The sequence below is a fragment of the Novosphingobium profundi genome, from assembly GCF_020524485.1.
In the GTDB taxonomy this organism is placed as follows: domain Bacteria; phylum Pseudomonadota; class Alphaproteobacteria; order Sphingomonadales; family Sphingomonadaceae; genus Novosphingobium; species Novosphingobium profundi_A.
Genome location: NZ_JAIVLF010000004.1, coordinates 307,751 through 323,424 on the forward strand (window position 1 = coordinate 307,751; position 15,674 = coordinate 323,424).

Genomic DNA, 15,674 nt, shown 5'->3' on the forward strand with positions numbered 1-15,674 from the left:
GACGGATGATTGATCCCCCCCTCCCCCACGTTCATCCGATCGCGATGGGCATTCTCGCCTTACCCTCGCACGCGCGCCCGACCGACCACCCCATCGCCCCTGCCGGACACCGTCGCCTCCCCGTTGGACCCCCGCCCGATGACCTCGCCCCGCTGGCAGGCTAGTTTCTTTGCCCTGAAGACCACGCTGGCCGCGCTCATGGCGCTGTGGATCACGCTGTGGGTCGGGCTGGAGCGTCCGTTCTGGGCGATCACGACCGCCTACATCATCTCCAGCCCGCTTTCCGGCGCAACGCGCTCCAAGGCGATCTACCGCGTGCTCGGCACCTTCGTGGGGGCAACCGTGGCCGTCGCGCTCGTCCCCGCGCTCGTCGACTGGCCGCCGCTCCTGTGCCTCGCCTTCGCGCTGTGGGTCGGGGGGACTCTGGCGATCTCGCTGCTCGACCGTTCGCCGCGCGCCTACACGATGATGCTGATGGGCTACACCGCGCTCATTGTCGGCTTTCCCGCAGTGGACCAGCCCGAGGCCGTGTTCGAGATCGCGACTGCGCGCGTGACCGAGATCGTGCTCGGCATTACCTGCGCCACGCTCACCCACAGTCTGCTCTGGCCCCAGTCGGTGGGCAAGACGATGGGCCTCAAGCTCTCGGTCTGGTGCCGCGACGCCCGCGCCTGGCGCGCCGAGATCCTCGCCTCGGACGGGTCGGGCGATCCGCGCGAGGGGCGCCGCAGGCTGGCCAAGGACGCGATGGACTGCGTCATCATGGCCACCCACATCCCCTTCGACACCTCGCACTGGCGCGACGCCAGCAGTTCGGTCCAGGCGATGCTGCGCCGCATCCTGCTGCTATTGCCCGCGCTTTCGGGGCTCGCCGACCGCCAGCGCGCGCTTGACGAGCTTGCGACCCGGCCTGACGCGAGCCCGGAATGGCGCGAACTCCTGCGCCACAGCCACACACTGCGCGAGGGCCAGACCGCGCAGCTTCTCGACGAATGCGAAGCGATCCTCGCCCACGTCGAGGACCGGCGCAAACCCAAACCTGTCGACAAGCTGGAGAACCGCGCGGTGATCGCGCTTCATGCCGACTGGGTCTTTGCCATGCTGGCAGGGCTCGCCGCCGCGATCTCGATCCTCATCTGCTGCGCGATCTGGATTGGCACGGGCTGGGCCGACGGCGGGGTTTCGGCGATGATGACGGGCATCTTCTGCTGCCTCTTCGCCGCCCTCGACAACCCGGTAAAAATGATCCTGAGCTTTGGCGGGGCGATCATCGTCTCGTTGGTACCGGCCGCCTTCTACCTCTTCGTGCTGATGCCGCCGGTCGACGGGTTCATTCCGCTCGCGATCCTGCTCTTCCCGGTGCTGTTCGCGGCGGCCTGGATCATCCCCCACCCGCGCTATGGCCTGATGGGCGGCGCATTCATGCTGGGCTTTGCCAATGCGCTGGCGCTGCAGGAGAGCTACCACGCCGACTTTGCGCGCTTCCTCAACGGCAATGCGGGGCAGGTGCTGGGCGTGCTCGTCGCGGCAATCGTGACGGCGGGGCTGCGTTCGGCGGGCGTGGACCGGATCGTGCGACGCCTGCGCCGCAATCTCCACCGCGATCTCGTCAGCCTTGCCTCGGCGCGCGTCGCGCCCAACCCGATGGCTGCCCTTGGCCGGACGACCGACCGCATGGCGCTCATCACCGAGCGCCTGGGCGATGCGACCGACGAGGCCACCGCAACCTTGCGCGAGGTGCGCATCGCCGAGAACATCGTCACCATCCAGCAAGTGCGCATGAGCGCCGAGCGCAAGCTCTCGCTCGCCCTCGCGCGGGTCCTGCGCGACGTGACACGCACCTACCAGGAGCCCGCACGGCCCGCGCCCCCGCGCCTGCTTGGCCGGATCGATGCGGCCATGCGCCTGATGCTCGCCAAGGGGCCGCCGGTCGCGCACCGCCAGGATGCCCTGCCCGACCGTACCGATGGCCTGGGGGCGCTGGTGGCCCTGCGCCGCAACCTCTTCCCCGAAGCCGCCGATTTTCGAAGGGATGCCCTGACGTGACGCCGGACTATCTGCTGGGCGTCATCTACGTCGCCGCCGCCCCGGTCGAGGCCTGCATCGCGCTCGTCCTCACCTTCCTCTTGCACCGCCTGCTCTCCACACTGCGCCTCTACCGCTGGATCTGGCACGGGGTGCTGTTCGACACCGCTCTCTTCGTCGTCGTCTGGGCCGCCCTGGTCCTTGTCCTTCCCCCGCAGTTTGCCGGATACCACCCATGAGCCCGTCATCCACCGAACGTCGCCGCAAGGTCATTTCCATGGCCATCACGGGTTCGCTCGTGCTTGTCTCGATCTGGGCGGGCATCTCGCTGTTCCGCTATTATCAGGACGATCCCTGGACCCGGGACGGGCGCATTCGGGCCGACGTCGTACAGATCGCACCTGACGTCGGCGGCCTCGTCACCAAGGTCTATTTCGACCACGACGATCCGGTGAAGCGCGGCGACATCCTCTTCGAGATCGACCCCGCCCGCTACACGCTGGCCGTGACCGAGGCAAAAGTCGCGGTGCGCCAGGCCGAGGCCGACCTCGACGCGGCCCGCTCCGCCGCGCAAGGAGTTGAAGCGAGCCTGGCCGAAGCCCGCCGCGAGGAAAAGCGCGATACCAGCCTGTCCGACCTTCTCCCCAGCGAGACGACCGAGCAGACCCAGACCCGCGCCCGCGAGTTGACCGCACGCGCCGCGCAGGCCCACGCCGCCATCGAGCAGGCCGCCGCCCGCCTCGCGGCCGCCCGCAACGCGCTGGACCTTGCCGAACTCAACCTCAAGCGCACCCACGTGGTCGCGCCGGTGAGCGGCTACATGTCCGATTTTGCCCTGCGCGTGGGCAATTACGTCAGCGCGGGCAGTCCGGTACTCGCGCTTGTCGACACCTCCACCTTGCGCGTGGAAGGCTATTTCGAGGAAACCAAGCTTGCCCATATCCACCTGGGCCAGAAGGCGCTGATCCGGCCGATGGGCACCGACCAGCCGATGCACGGGCACGTCTTTTCCATCGCGGCGGGCATCAAGGACCACGACCGCACCGACAGCCAGGACCTGCTGCCCGCGATCAATCCCTCCTTCAGCTGGGTACGCCTGCCCCAGCGCATCCCGGTGCGCATCCACATCGACGATGCGCCCAGGGACCTTGCGCTGATCTCGGGGCGCACCGTTTCGGTCAGCCTTGAACTGGACGACAAGCAGTGAGACGCCTGCGCTTTCGCTCACTAGGCACCCTCGCCAGCGTGACCGCGCTGGCCGCCTGCACTGTGGGGCCCGATTACCACCTGCCCGAGAACGCGGCCATCGCGCGGCCCGAGGCCAAGGCCCCGCTCACCGCAGGCGCGCTTACCGTGACGGACGAACTGCCGCCGCGCTGGTGGTCGCTCTACGACGATCCGGTCCTCGACGCGCTGGAAGAGCAAGCTCTGGCCGCCAACACCGAGCTGCGTTCAGCGGGCGCCAACCTTGCGCGCTCGGCCGCCATGGTGCGCGCGACAAAGGGCCTCCACGATCCGCAGGTCGCAGTTGATGCGCAGGTCCAGCGCGCGCGCCTTTCGGGCGAGAGCTTCCTGCGCTTCGAGACGATCCCGATGAACAACCTGGGCATCGGCGAGGCCAACGTCTCCTACCAGCTTGACCTCTTCGGCCAGATCCGCCGCCGGGTCGAGCAGGCCGAGACCGAGCACGAGGCGACCGAGGCGCTGCTTGAGGCCGTGCAAGTCACCGTCGCCGCCGAAGTCGCGCGCGCCTATGTCGAGGTCTGCGGGGAGAACGAAGCGGTCGAGCTGGCCGAACAGGCCGTCGAAACACGCGAACACATCTTGGGTGTACTTGAGCGGCTCCACGCCGCCGGCAAGATTGGCACGCCCGAGGTCACCCTTGCCGAACAGATGCTTGCGCAGGCCCGATCACAGCTCCCCGGACACCGCGCCCGCGTGCGCGCCGGGCTCTATCGCCTCGCCTATCTCATCGGGAAGACCCCGGCCGAATACCCGCACGAGGTGGAAAGCTGCAAGGCCCTGCCCAAGCTCGACCGTCCCCTTCCCATCGGCGACGGTGCCTCGCTGCTGGCGCGCCGCCCCGACGTGCGCGCGGCCGAACGCACGCTGGCCTCGGCCACGGCCGGGATCGGGGTCGCTGAGGCCGACCTCTACCCCCACATTGCTATCGGTGGCGGGGGCGGCACCTTCGGCCTCCTCGCCGATGTGGGCAAGGCGATGGCGGGCCACTGGTCGATCGGGTCGATGCTGAGCTGGGTTTTTCCCACGCGCCAGCAGCGCGCGCGTGTCACGCTGGCCAAGGCCGGGGCGGACAAGGCGCTCGCCGATTTCGACGGCGCCGTGCTGGGCGCCTTGCGCGAGACCGAGACCGCGCTCTCCTCCTACCGCGAGGCGCACAACCGCGCCGTCGATCTGGAAGAGGCGCTGGAGAAGGCCGAAACGCTCGACGCGCAGAGCAAGCGTCTGTTCCGCGCGGGCAAGACCGGTCTTCGCGATGACCTTACCAGCAACGCCTCTCTCATCGCCGCGCGCGATGCCGAGCGCGAGGCCAACGACGCGGTCGCACAGGCGCAGATCAACCTGTTCCTGGCGCTGGGCGGGGGCTGGACGGATCAGAAGGCGAGCGAGGCCCTCCCCGAGGAAGGCAGCGAACTGCCGCCCGAGACCGGAGACTGACCTCGCCCAACCAATTCGCTGTTACTTTGGCGCGCTAAGGACCGCGCAAGCGACACGGCTGCCCGCCGCGCCCGACGGCTGGCTGGTGTAGTCGTCCGCGCCCTCGTGGATGACGAGCGCCGAACCGTCGGCATCATGGATCGAGGTTTCGCCCGCCATCAGCGTAACGCCGGTGTTGAGCACCTGAGTCTGGAGATGCCCGTCTGCGCCGACGGTCTGATTGGGCATGTCGCCGCCGTGGGGGCCACCCTCAACCATCAGGCCGTGATTGCTGCCGCCCGGCGCAAAATGGCCGCCTGCGCTCTTGAAGCCGTCCGCGGGATCGCAAGTGCCACTCTCATGGATGTGAAACCCATGCGCACCGGGGGCAAGGCCGGTCACGTCCGCCGTGATCAGGACACCCGCCGGGGTCTGTTCCAGGTCGACCCGGCCCACACTCGTCCCGGAGGTGTCGATGACAGCGGCGCTCACCTTGCCTTCGTGATGCTCGGCCAGCGCAGTGGTCGCGGCGAGCGGGGAAAGGCTGACGGCCAGCAGGGCCACGGCGGTCACGCGAGGGGATGTGAACATGAGAAGGCTCCTTTGCTCAGGCATTCGAGGTCCCCACCCCAGCTACGTGTCTAAGTCTACGCGTGAGCCTTCCCGCCGGTTCCCGTGCCTAGTTGGCCGGCTGGCCAAGCTTGGGAAACGGCGCCTTCTTCACCGTGTCGCGGTTGGTGAGGAGCAGGCGCGCCTGCGTGCCCCACTGGCCGATGAAGAGGTCGTCCTTGCCATCGCCATCAAGATCGCCCTTGGCCATGCTCCAGCTGCGTCCGGTGGTCTCGCTCGGCATCATCGCCAGCGTCACGTCGGTGAAGTGGCCCTTTCCATCGTTCTGCCAGGCCCGCACCTGGAGCGGTACGAATCCGGGAACCTGGATGGCCGAGACGACGATGTCGGGCGCGCCGTCGTGGTTGAAGTCGACGATCTCGCCGCCCCAGCTGGAAAAGCGATGCTCCGGGAGATTGCCCTTCGTCGCGTCGCGCCAGTGGCCCTTGCCATCGTTCAGCAGGAGGCGCGTCTGCGGGTCCTTGTCCCAGCCGTGGTTGTTGCTGGTGAGATTGAAATAGAGAATGTCGGGAAGGCCGTTGCCGTTGGCGTCGAAGACATGAACCTCGCGCGTTTCGGTGGGCACGTCCTGCTCCAGCCGGTCGGTCGCCTCGGTGAAGTGGCCGGTTCCATCGTTGAGGAGCAGGCGGTTGGGCCCGTCCTGCTGCGCGGTCACGATGTCGAGCGCGCCATCGCCGTTCATGTCGGCCAGCACGATCCCCTGCGTGCCCTGTTCGTTGCCGGGCAGATGACTTACCGAGGCATCGATGAAGTGGCCGGGATTGTCGGGATCGTTGAGCCACAGGAAGTCCTTGGCCGAGCCCGCACCCTTCTCATTGGTGTTGCCGATCACGATGTCGGGCAGACCGTCACCATCGACATCGCCGATGGCAAGCGCGTTGCCCTCGCTGTGGCTGGGGAGACGGTCACTGGCATCGGTGAAGGTCCCACCCGGTCCGCCCAGGAAGAGCTGGTGCACGCCGTCGTCCTCGGCCACGAAGACAATGTCCATCCAGCCATCACCATTGAAGTCGGCCGCCGCGACATGCTCGCTGTCGTGGACGATGTTGCCGAACGCGCCCTTCTTCCAGGTGAGCGTGCCGTGCCCGTCATTGAGATAGAGCCGGTTCACCCCGTATTCGACCGCGACAACGACATCGAGATCGCCATCCTTGTCGACATCGACAAAGGTCGCATCAAGCGCGTGCAGCCATGGATCGAGCGGCACGTTGACCCGCGTCGCATCGACGTATTCAGGCGAACGCGGCTCCTGCGCGGCGAGTGGGGTAAACGTGAAGGACCCAAGGCCCGCGGCGGAAAGCGCAAGCAGGCTGCGCATGGCGATCTTCATGAAATGCTCCGAAACTGCTTGTGCCAAGAGGCTTAGTCGGCCGCCCCGAACGTGCCGATGTAGAGGCCGCCCTGCCCGGCGATTTTCGGGCTCTCACGCGGATCAACGGCGTAGGCGATATGGAGGCCATCGGGCGAGATGACCGACTGGCGCGCGGTCGCGGCGGTGTCGCCCATGGTGGTCAGGCGCCGGGGCTCCTGTGACCCGTCGATGCGCACCATGTAGAGATCGAAGGGGCGATCAAAACCGACATTGGCACCATGGGGCGCATAGTCCTCCAGCTCCTCCGGGCTCGGCAGGTCGAGCCCGGTGCGCGTGGCCATGAAGGACATGAAACGCGCCGGGTGGCTGCTGAGACCGCGCCACTTTCCAACCGGATCCGAGGCACGGTTGGATTCTTCCAGGCCGTAACGCTCGTCCGGGAACAGGTGCGTTTCGGTGTGTGCGGGGCTGGTGTAGAGGGGGGTGATCGCGCCGGTCTCTACATCCACCTTGACCATCTCGTCGTCGAGCACGTCGCCCTTCTCGAAGATGGTGTAGAAGGTGACGTAGCGCCCCTCTTCCATGAACCCGTAGGCTTCGGCGACGGTCATCCCTTCCGGCTTGTCGGGCGAGCGCGCGTCGTAGAGCACCCGCTCCTCACTCAGCACCGGCTTTCCTTCGGCCCACGACAGTTTTGCCGTGGTCAGGAGCGAGTTGTTGTTCGCCGCATCGCCCCAGGCGATGCGCACCGCGCCGTCTGTATCGGGCGTGCGGGTAATCGCGATCTCGCCAAAGCCCTTGGCGCCGATGGGCAGGAGCGGCCCCAACCCGGCGGACATCCAGTAGAGTTCCTGCCCGCGCACCGGTTTCCCATCCGCGGCAGGACGGCGCGGGGCCAGGATCAGGAAGCTGCCATCGTAGAGATAGTAGATCCGCGTCACGTCTTTCTGCCCGCCCAGATGGCACGTCAGGCAGCGCACCTTGCCCGTCGCTGGATCGAATTCATGTGCGGGGGTATTGCGGCTCTCCGCCTCGGTGAAGGCAATCTTCGCGCCATCGGGCGACCAGTCGGGACGCGTCCCCCAGTCGAGCACCCGCTTTGTTGAAAACGCGGCCTCCATGTAATCGGGATGGTCGGACACCGGATCCTGCGCATGAACCTGCGGCGCCAGCGCGGCGACGGTGATCGGAAGGGCTGCGGCCCGGATCAGGTTAGGAAGCGGGTTTGGCATGGTGGGCACGGCTCCTCAGGACGGCTGAACTGCGGGCGCTGCACCCAGGTAGGCCGCGCTCTTGGCCAGCGAGGTGAAGCGGTCTGCCGTAAACGGAGGCTCCTGCTCGACATAGAACTGGCGCACGCCCGCCGCGTAGGCTGCGGGCAGGAGACGCCCCCAGTCGAGGCTTCCCGCCCCCACTTCGGCCGGGTCCTGGCGAAAGGCGAAATTGGATTTCGTCGTGGCGTGGATGTCCTTCACGTGAGCCTGGCGCACCCGGCCCGCGTAACGCGTGACGAACTCCACCGGGTCAATCCCCGCCGCTGCGACCCAGCCCAGGTCGACCTCGAGCCCGACGAGTTCGGGATCGGTGCGCTCCATCAGGATTTCCCAGCCGGTCCGGCCGGTGTCGTCGACCGGGCCGAACTCCACATTGTGGTTGTGGTAAGCGAGCTTGATCCCGTGCCTGGCCAGCGACGCTGCGCGCTCGTTGAGGAGATCGGCGGTGCGCTCCCACACGTCGGCGCCCTGGCTGTGTACGGCACGGTAGAGGTAGTCGATAAAGGGTTCATCCTCACCGCGCGTCACATCGCGCGGGAAGACGAACATGGGCAGGACAACGTCGCGCACGCCAAGGACACCGAGATCCTCGACGAGCTTTTCGGTGTCGGCCTCGGTTCGACCGATCAGTGCATCCCCCAGGTGAATGCTGGTGATGGCAAGACCTGCCTCGTCCGCCGCCGCGCGCAAGTCCTGCGGGGTATGGCCGTGCAGCCCTGCCAACTCCAGCGAACGGAAACCAATCGCGGAGAGCTTGCGCAAGGTCCCCCGGATGTCCTCACGCGCCATCGCATCAACGGTGTAGAGCTGTACGCCAAGCGGCAGGCCGTGGTCGGATAGAAAATGGCGCATGTCGGCAGGCTCCTTGGCGAGCAGGCGGCCGGGAATGGCCAGCGCCGCAGCTCCGATAGCCATGGCGGCCAGCATCTGGCGGCGGTGAAGACGGTGCATGGTGTTCCCCCTTGTCGCGGCGCGACCCTTCGCGCTTGGTGAGCGTGGTATGGCGCGACAGGGACGCTGGCAACGAATTTTTCACGCCATTAAATTTTCTATCGCCTTGCGGAAAGAGCCCGCGCGCCCTCTCGATAATCGGGGCCGGCGTGCTAGAGATCCCCCATGCCCGACGCCGCCGCTTCCCCCTTTGATGCCCGCACGCCCCGGCGCCGTGGCTACGCCAAGGGCGCAGCCAAGCGCGAAGCGATCCTGCGCGGCGTGATGGAGTTGATGAACCGCGAGGGGTACACCCGCCAGTCCCTGCGCGACATTGGCGAGGCATTGGGCATGGAGCCCGCCCACATCCTCTACTATTTCGCCAACCGCGAGGACCTGCTGCAAAGCGTGATCGCGCTGTGGGACAGCGACTCGATCCCCTCCTTGCGTGAAACGGGCACCCGCGCCGCGCCGCCAAGCCTGGACCTGTTCGTGGAGGCCGTGAGCCGCAATGTCGGCGCGCCGGGCATGGGCCACCTCTTCCTTGCCTTCGCCGCCGAAGCGGTCGACCCGGAGCACTCCGCCCACGCCTTCTTCAAGCAACGCGTGGATCGAGTGCAGCACGATCTGGCCCAGGCCATCTGCGCAGGGCAGGCCTGCGGCAAACTGCGCGCCGGTCTTGATCCCGACCAGAGCGCGCGCCACCTCATGGCGCTGGCCGACGGACTCCAACTCCAGGCCATGCTCCAGGCCCGAGGCGACGTGATCGCAGACCTGCGCGCGGCCATAAACGCCCTCGCCGCCTGAGCCCACCCCTGCTCAGGGGTGTTCACAAGCTGGCGCGCACGGTTGCAGCACCGCAGCTTGCCACTTATGCCCCTGCCCCTTCACACCGGCGTCCTTTCCATCCCGGAGCGGGCGCCCAGATGGGACTTCGATGCAGACCGAGAGCAACGAACATCGGGAGAAAGGCACGCGCGATGCCCTGTTCGGGCATTTGCCTCCCAGCCTCTTTGCCGTTCTCGCCTCCCCCGCCCGGCGTGACTACGCGCGGCTGATCATGTGGGTCTACCGGGCCTTCTTCGGCGAGCACTACACGAACCCCGTGCGCAAGGACGACCTCGTCGCCTTCATCGCGACACAGATCGACCGCCTCTCCGACATCGCCGACGACTTTGCCTCCGACGCGGCAAACGCGGACGCCAGCCAGAACCCGCTCAAGGTCTACGTCAAGCTGCGCCAGGCCGGATGGCTGGTCGAGCACTCGCGCGGCTATGTCGAGATGGTCGATCTCGACGCTTCGGTCTCGATGCTGCTCGAAACATTGAGCGCCATCGAGGAAGGCGAAGCGGTCCATTTCGGCGGCACCATCGCCGCTCTTGAAAGCGTGATCGAGCGGCTGGGCGATGACCCCTTCGACAAGGCCTCCTCGCTCGCCGATGCCGCGCTGCGCGCGCGGCGCTTCCAGCAGCACCTCTCCGCCATCATCGGCAACCTGCGCGCCCATGAGCAGCGCATCGTCTCCGATCCGCAGCCCACCCAGATCCTCGCCCGCTTCTTCGACTTCGTCGAGGACGTGCTGATCGCCGACTACCGGGTCATCAAGACCACCAACAACCCCTTCCGCCACCGCAACCGGATCATCCAGATGATCTCGGACTACGAGCACGACGCCGAAGTCGTGGCCGCCTTTGCGCAGGGGTATCAGGCGCAGGGCCTGGCGACGAACCCGGAGACCGCAACCTCGCGCGTGCGCCAGCATCTCGACCAGGTGAAACGCATCTTCGATGCCGCCGAGGAACGCCTCGACGACATTGACGCCTTCCGCAGCCGCCTCGAACAGCGCATCGCGCGCACCGTCAGCTACATGAACGAGATCGACGGCTCGAGCCTGCTGCGCGTCACGCACCTCCTGCGCGACGCCTCGGCCCTGCCGCTCGAATGGGACGATGCGGTGGAGGTTCCGTCCGAGCTGACCGATCCCGTGCGTCACTGGGGCCCGGACAGCCTTGCCGCGCCGACCGCCCGGCGCATCGTCGCCCCGCCCAGCCCCGTGCGCACCTCTACGGTCGATCCCGCAATGGTCGCCTACGACCATTCGCAAAAGGCCTACCTCCTGCGCCTTGCCGTCACGCCGCAGAAGATCGCCGACTACGTCGAGCGCAATCTGGGCGAACGCGACGCGCTCGACGCCGACGCCTTCGGCATTGAAACGCCGGAGGAAGCGCTGCTGCTCCAAGGTGCGCGCCAGCTCGACATGTACGCCAGCAAGGACCTCTCGCGGCGGTTTCGCGTGGTCCATGATCCGGGCCGCGTGGTCGAGACCGACTGGTCCGCCTTCACCGCCTTTCGCATCGAACGTCTTTCCCTTGAACCTGCGAGCAACGAGCAATGAACGGCCCCACGCTGTACGATCTTGAAGAGCTGCTGGAGCACCCGCAGAACCGCGACCTCTCCAAGGAGATGATGGTACGCGCGGCCGATCGCCTGCTCTACCAGCAGTGCCTGTTCCGCGATGACCACAACGCGGCCGGAACCTACGACCTCCTCGTACGCCACCGGGTCTACTTCGCGGGGCTCTTCGACGCTCTCGGCCGCGATCTGGTGGTCCGCCCGGATGAGATGATGGTCGAACTGCGCCCGCAGGAGAGCCTGACCCGCACGATCCTCTCGCTCGACGAGACGATCCTCTTGCTGGCCTTGCGCGCCACGTTCGAGAACGGCGTCCTCACCATGAACCAGGAAGAGTTCGGCCACGTCGAGACAACCTCGATGGAGGTCATGGAGCGCTACGACCAGTGGGTCGCGCGCACCCGTCCGCCCTGGTCGCGCGTGCGCCGCATCCTCGACAGTTTCCGCCGCCGCCGCTTCATCGACCTGGGCGATGAAATCCCGCAGGAGAACGGCATTGCGATCACCATCCGCCCCTCAATCCGCAGCGTGACGGGCGACGCCTGGCAGACGCGCATCGAGGAATGGATGGAAGCCACCCGCGCCCGCCTCGAGACCGAGGCCGCGCAGGATGAGCCCGAACCTGAGGTCGAGGCCGAAGACGTCGCCGCGCCCACGAAAACCGAGGCACAGGCGCCGGACGCCGCGCCGGAAACGGACGCCACCACATCCGAAGACGCCAAATCCGAAGACGGGGACGACACCTCGCAGGAGACCACCTCGTGATCACGCTCAGCCGCATCAACCTCATCAACTGGTACACCTTCGAGCGCCTCTCGGTGGACCTGCGCGGCAGCACCTCGCTGATCGGGCCCAACGGCGCGGGCAAATCCTCGATCCTCGATGCGATCCAGGTCGTCCTCACCGGTAACAACCGCAACTACTTCCAGCTCAACGCCAGCGCCAACGTCACCGCCGGGCAGACCCGCAAGGTGGGCGAGAACCGCTCGGTCTTCGACTACTGCCTGGGCCGGGTCGCCGGTGAAACGCTGCGCACCAATTGCCTCAGCTACGTCAGCCTCGTCTTCGAGCGCGAGAGCGACGGCTACTGCTGGACGGTCGGCATCGCGATGAGCGCGGTCGAGGGTGAGCAGACCGAAACCGTGCTGGGCGCCTTCATCGCGCCGGGCCAGTCGCTGCGCGACGCCGACTTCATCGAGGAGAGCGAGGACGGCGCGTCCTACGTGCTGCCCTATGCCGATCTCGTCACCCGCCTGCGTACGCACAAGGGCTTCGAGAACTTCGGCCACCGCCCGACCCACTTCACCCGCCGCGTGCTCTCGGTGCTTGGCGGCAAGGGCCACCACGCCGACCCGGAAAAATTCCTCAAGGCCCTGCGCAACGGCCTGCGCATCCGCGAGATGAAGTCCGCGACCGAATTCGTGCGCGAGTTCCTGCTCGATCCCGCCGGGCTCGACGTCGATGGCCTGCGCAAGTCGGTCGCGACCTGGCGCGGCCTCCTCAAGAAGATCGACGACCTCGAAATCCAGAAGAAACAGGTCACCGAGGCCATCGCGGCCTATCGCGAGCTGGACGAGAAGGTCTCCGAGGAAACCCGGATGCGCTGGATCGCCAGCAAGGCCGAGCGCGACCGGCTGGAAGAGCACCTGCGCGTCGTCACCGGCCAGCACGAGGCCAAGCTGGCCGAGCAGGACCTCGTCGACCGCCGCGTCGTGCGCACCCGCGAGACGGTGGGCCGCCTGCGCGAGGAAATCCGCGACATCTCGCGCGCGCTCGACAACGACACGCGCGAGCAGGCGATCCGCGAATTCCGGGATCTGAACCTGCCGATCGCCGAGCGCGCCTTCACCGAAGCGGACGGCCAGTACAAGGCCTACTTCGCCGCTATCGGCGCGGTCGCCGGGCTCGCCGACCGGATCGTGCGCACCTATGCGGGCGAGGAATACCGCCACGCCAGCGAAGCCCTCGAGGCCCTGAAAGCCCGCATCGCCGATGGCGCGGCGCTTTCCGCACGCGACATCGACCAGATCGTCGCCCAGCTCCTGCCCCCGCTCGAACGCTACGTGACGAGCGCGCAGGACGCGCGCGAGGCGCACCTCGCCAGCCTGGCCAGTCTGCGCCAGCAGCTGCGCGAGAACCGTGAGCAGCTCCAGGGCCTGGAACGCGGCGGCGCGCTGATCGAAGGGCCGACCGCGCGCCTCATCGACTACCTCGACGAAAACGGCATCACCGCCCGCCCGATCTGCGAACTTGTCGAAGTCATCGACGAGCGCTGGGTCGAGGCCGCCGAGACCTTGCTGGGCGCCGCACGCGACGCGCTGGTCGTCGATCCGGCCGACGCGCAACAGGCCATCGGGCTGCTGCGCAAGCGCCGCCGCGACTTCCCCGGCACCCAGATCGTCAACACCACCAAGACGCGTGGCGACTGGAAGGAGCCCGACGCGACGAGCCTGGCCGCGATCATCGCCACCGATGACATCCACGCCCGCGCCTTCGTCAACCGCCGCCTCAACACCGTGCGCCGCGTCGAAACCGAACGCGAACTTCTCCAGTACGACCGCGCCGTCACCGAGGACTGCCTCTACTCCTCGGGCGGCTCGATCGAGAACCGCCGGCCTGCGCAGGTCCATCGCCTCGGCAAGGAAGCCAGCCGCAAGAACCTGCCGATGCTGGAGGAGCGCGTTGCCGAGCAGGAACGCACGCTGGAACAGACCAGCACGCAGGCCAACCGTCTCAAGGACTTGATCGCCGACATTCAACGCTTCCTCGAGATTGCCGCCGGGCGAAGCCTGGCCGACCTCGAACGCGCGCGCCAGGATGCCGGGGAAGGCGTCGCCCAGATCCAGGACAACATCCGCACCCTTGAAGGTGAACGTCCGGTCGAGATCCGCGAGCGCCTGGAAGCGCTCAAGGTCGACCTTGCCGCCTACGAAGAGGAACTGGAGGAAGACGAACGCACACAGCGCGTGACCGGCCACCACGTCGGCAGCGCCAGCGAAAAACTGGCCGTTGCGCAGGAGGAATTCGCCAAGGCCGAAGCCTCCTTCGCCGAGCGAGACACGCTGGCCGAACTCGCCCGCGAGGATGCCTTACGCGATTTCGCCTACCTCATGGAGGAACACCGCAAGGTCGTGCCCGCCGTGCGCAACGCCGCACAGGAACAGGCCGCGCGTGCCCGCGCCCGCGTCACCCAGCTCCTCGGCCAGGCCCCGCAGAAGGCCTATGCCTACGCCCACGATGCGGGCATCGTCGAACAGTTCGACAAGGAGGCCCCCCACGAGGTCCAGCTCGCCTGGCTCGAAAAGCAGCTCGGCGCGATCATCACCAACACGCTGGGCGAATACCGCGAGCAGGCCGAGGAGGCGCGCGCGTCGATCGAGACCTCGCTCAAGACCGACATGCTGGTGAAGCTGCACGACCGCCTCGAAGGCGCCAAGCGGCAGATCCGCAACATCAACCGCAGCCTGCAGATGCGCCCGTTCCACGGCGAGCTCTACCGTTTCGAGGTGAAGCCCGACCGCTTCTTCGCCGAAATCGTCGAGATCGCGCGCCTCGTCCAGCTCAACAGCATCGATGTCAGCACCCTCTTCGACGAGGGCGCGAACGAGATCGAGCCAAGCCTGATGAAGGGCGTCGAGCGCATCAAGCGCATGATCGACGAGGGCGAGAACGTCGAGCAGATCAGCGACTACCGCAACTACCTGCAGTTCGAGCTGCTCACTACCACGCTCGACGGTGAGCGGGTCACCTCGGACTACGCCAAGCGTCAGGGCAGCGGCTCGGGCGGCGAAAAGCAGGTGCCCTTCTACATCGCCATGGCCTGCGCGATGGCCAATGTGTGCCACGGCGCGGAAGACAACCGCGAGCGTCTGGGCTTTGGCATCATCTTCTTCGACGAGGCCTTCAACGCGCTCGACGGCGGCAACGTCAACAGCTGCCTGGCGCTGCTGCGCGAGTTCAATCTGCAGGTCCTGGCCTGCGCCCCGATCGAGAAGCTGGGCGTGTTCATGGAGCAGATGGACACCGTGCTCTCGATCCGCCGCGTGGGGACGACCACCATGCTCTACGCGGACTACCTGAAGGACGAAGGCCGCCGCAAATTCCGAGAGGCAAATCCCGCGAACGAGCCCTTCGACCTGTTCAAGGAGCGTTTCGCGAAGGACGATGCCCTCGCGCAATCCTGAGCACCTCGGGCCGCCGGACGGTTTTGCGTCCGGCGCTCCAAGGCGCGCGCTCACTGCGCGATCATCCTACCCGACACAAAAAGTGCTGCAACGCCCGAACACTTCGGCAGGGTCTTGAAACGTAGGCATTTCAGACCCTGCGCGCGCCATGGCGCGAATGCGCCCCCAGACTTGCGTGCCCTCCCCGGCCCCATTCACATGTAGCACTGGCCCCGCAGTTCTTTGTCATTGCAACTGATTCTCAATACC

Annotated in this window: 12 protein-coding genes; 8 read left to right on the top strand and 4 right to left on the bottom strand. The window is 66.9% G+C overall.

The window, feature by feature from the left end:
• Positions 1–138 precede the first annotated feature (138 nt).
• From LC060_RS11765 to LC060_RS11780, 4 genes are read left to right on the top strand one after another with little or no spacing between them, the layout of a single operon-like run.
• The gene (locus LC060_RS11765) at positions 139–2,046 is read left to right on the top strand and encodes an FUSC family protein (RefSeq protein WP_226635778.1); all 1,908 of its coding nucleotides are present in this window, start codon (positions 139–141) and stop codon (positions 2,044–2,046) included.
• Positions 2,043–2,264, top strand: coding sequence for a DUF1656 domain-containing protein (locus LC060_RS11770; RefSeq protein ID WP_226635779.1), 222 nt, complete (start codon positions 2,043–2,045; stop codon positions 2,262–2,264). Before LC060_RS11765 ends, LC060_RS11770 begins: the two co-directional genes overlap by 4 nt.
• On the top strand, positions 2,261–3,232 hold the full coding sequence (locus tag LC060_RS11775; RefSeq protein ID WP_226635781.1) for an HlyD family secretion protein: 972 nt from the start codon (positions 2,261–2,263) through the stop codon (positions 3,230–3,232). Before LC060_RS11770 ends, LC060_RS11775 begins: the two co-directional genes overlap by 4 nt.
• Positions 3,229–4,704 carry an efflux transporter outer membrane subunit gene (locus tag LC060_RS11780; protein WP_226635782.1) on the top strand — a complete coding sequence of 492 codons (1,476 nt, stop codon included), beginning with the start codon at positions 3,229–3,231 and terminating at the stop codon, positions 4,702–4,704. The genes LC060_RS11775 and LC060_RS11780 overlap by 4 nt, the downstream gene beginning before the upstream one ends.
• A 21-nt stretch (positions 4,705–4,725) precedes the next feature.
• On the opposite strand, the gene LC060_RS11785 is transcribed toward LC060_RS11780, so the two are convergent.
• From LC060_RS11785 to LC060_RS11800, 4 genes are all read right to left on the bottom strand, one after another.
• Positions 4,726–5,274: a superoxide dismutase family protein gene (locus LC060_RS11785; RefSeq protein WP_226635784.1), complete on the bottom strand. Its 549-nt coding sequence runs from the start codon at positions 5,272–5,274 to the stop codon at positions 4,726–4,728.
• 88 nt (positions 5,275–5,362) lie between these two features.
• A complete protein-coding gene (locus tag LC060_RS11790) occupies positions 5,363–6,643 on the bottom strand; it encodes an FG-GAP repeat domain-containing protein (RefSeq protein ID WP_226635785.1) in 1,281 nt (426 codons plus the stop codon).
• Between the two features lie 32 nt (positions 6,644–6,675).
• Positions 6,676–7,857, bottom strand: coding sequence for a hypothetical protein (locus LC060_RS11795; RefSeq protein WP_226635786.1), 1,182 nt, complete (start codon positions 7,855–7,857; stop codon positions 6,676–6,678).
• A 15-nt stretch (positions 7,858–7,872) separates the two neighbouring features.
• Complete coding sequence (locus tag LC060_RS11800) at positions 7,873–8,850, bottom strand: sugar phosphate isomerase/epimerase family protein (RefSeq protein ID WP_226635788.1); 978 nt, start codon at positions 8,848–8,850, stop codon at positions 7,873–7,875.
• A gap of 165 nt (positions 8,851–9,015) precedes the next feature.
• On the opposite strand from LC060_RS11800, the gene LC060_RS11805 reads away from it, so the two are divergent.
• The 4 genes from LC060_RS11805 to LC060_RS21060 all read left to right on the top strand — a co-directional run bounded on the left by LC060_RS11805 (position 9,016) and on the right by LC060_RS21060 (position 15,425).
• The gene (locus LC060_RS11805; RefSeq protein WP_226635789.1) at positions 9,016–9,636 is read left to right on the top strand and encodes a TetR/AcrR family transcriptional regulator; all 621 of its coding nucleotides are present in this window, start codon (positions 9,016–9,018) and stop codon (positions 9,634–9,636) included.
• Between the two features lie 130 nt (positions 9,637–9,766).
• The gene (locus tag LC060_RS11810; protein WP_226635790.1) at positions 9,767–11,224 is read left to right on the top strand and encodes a Wadjet anti-phage system protein JetA family protein; all 1,458 of its coding nucleotides are present in this window, start codon (positions 9,767–9,769) and stop codon (positions 11,222–11,224) included.
• Positions 11,221–12,006 (top strand): DUF4194 domain-containing protein, encoded by a 786-nt coding sequence (locus LC060_RS11815; protein WP_226635792.1) that lies wholly within the window; start codon positions 11,221–11,223, stop codon positions 12,004–12,006. Before LC060_RS11810 ends, LC060_RS11815 begins: the two co-directional genes overlap by 4 nt.
• Positions 12,003–15,425, top strand: a complete 3,423-nt coding sequence (locus LC060_RS21060) for an SbcC/MukB-like Walker B domain-containing protein (protein ID WP_226635794.1) — start codon at positions 12,003–12,005, stop codon at positions 15,423–15,425. Before LC060_RS11815 ends, LC060_RS21060 begins: the two co-directional genes overlap by 4 nt.
• Positions 15,426–15,674 lie beyond the last annotated feature (249 nt).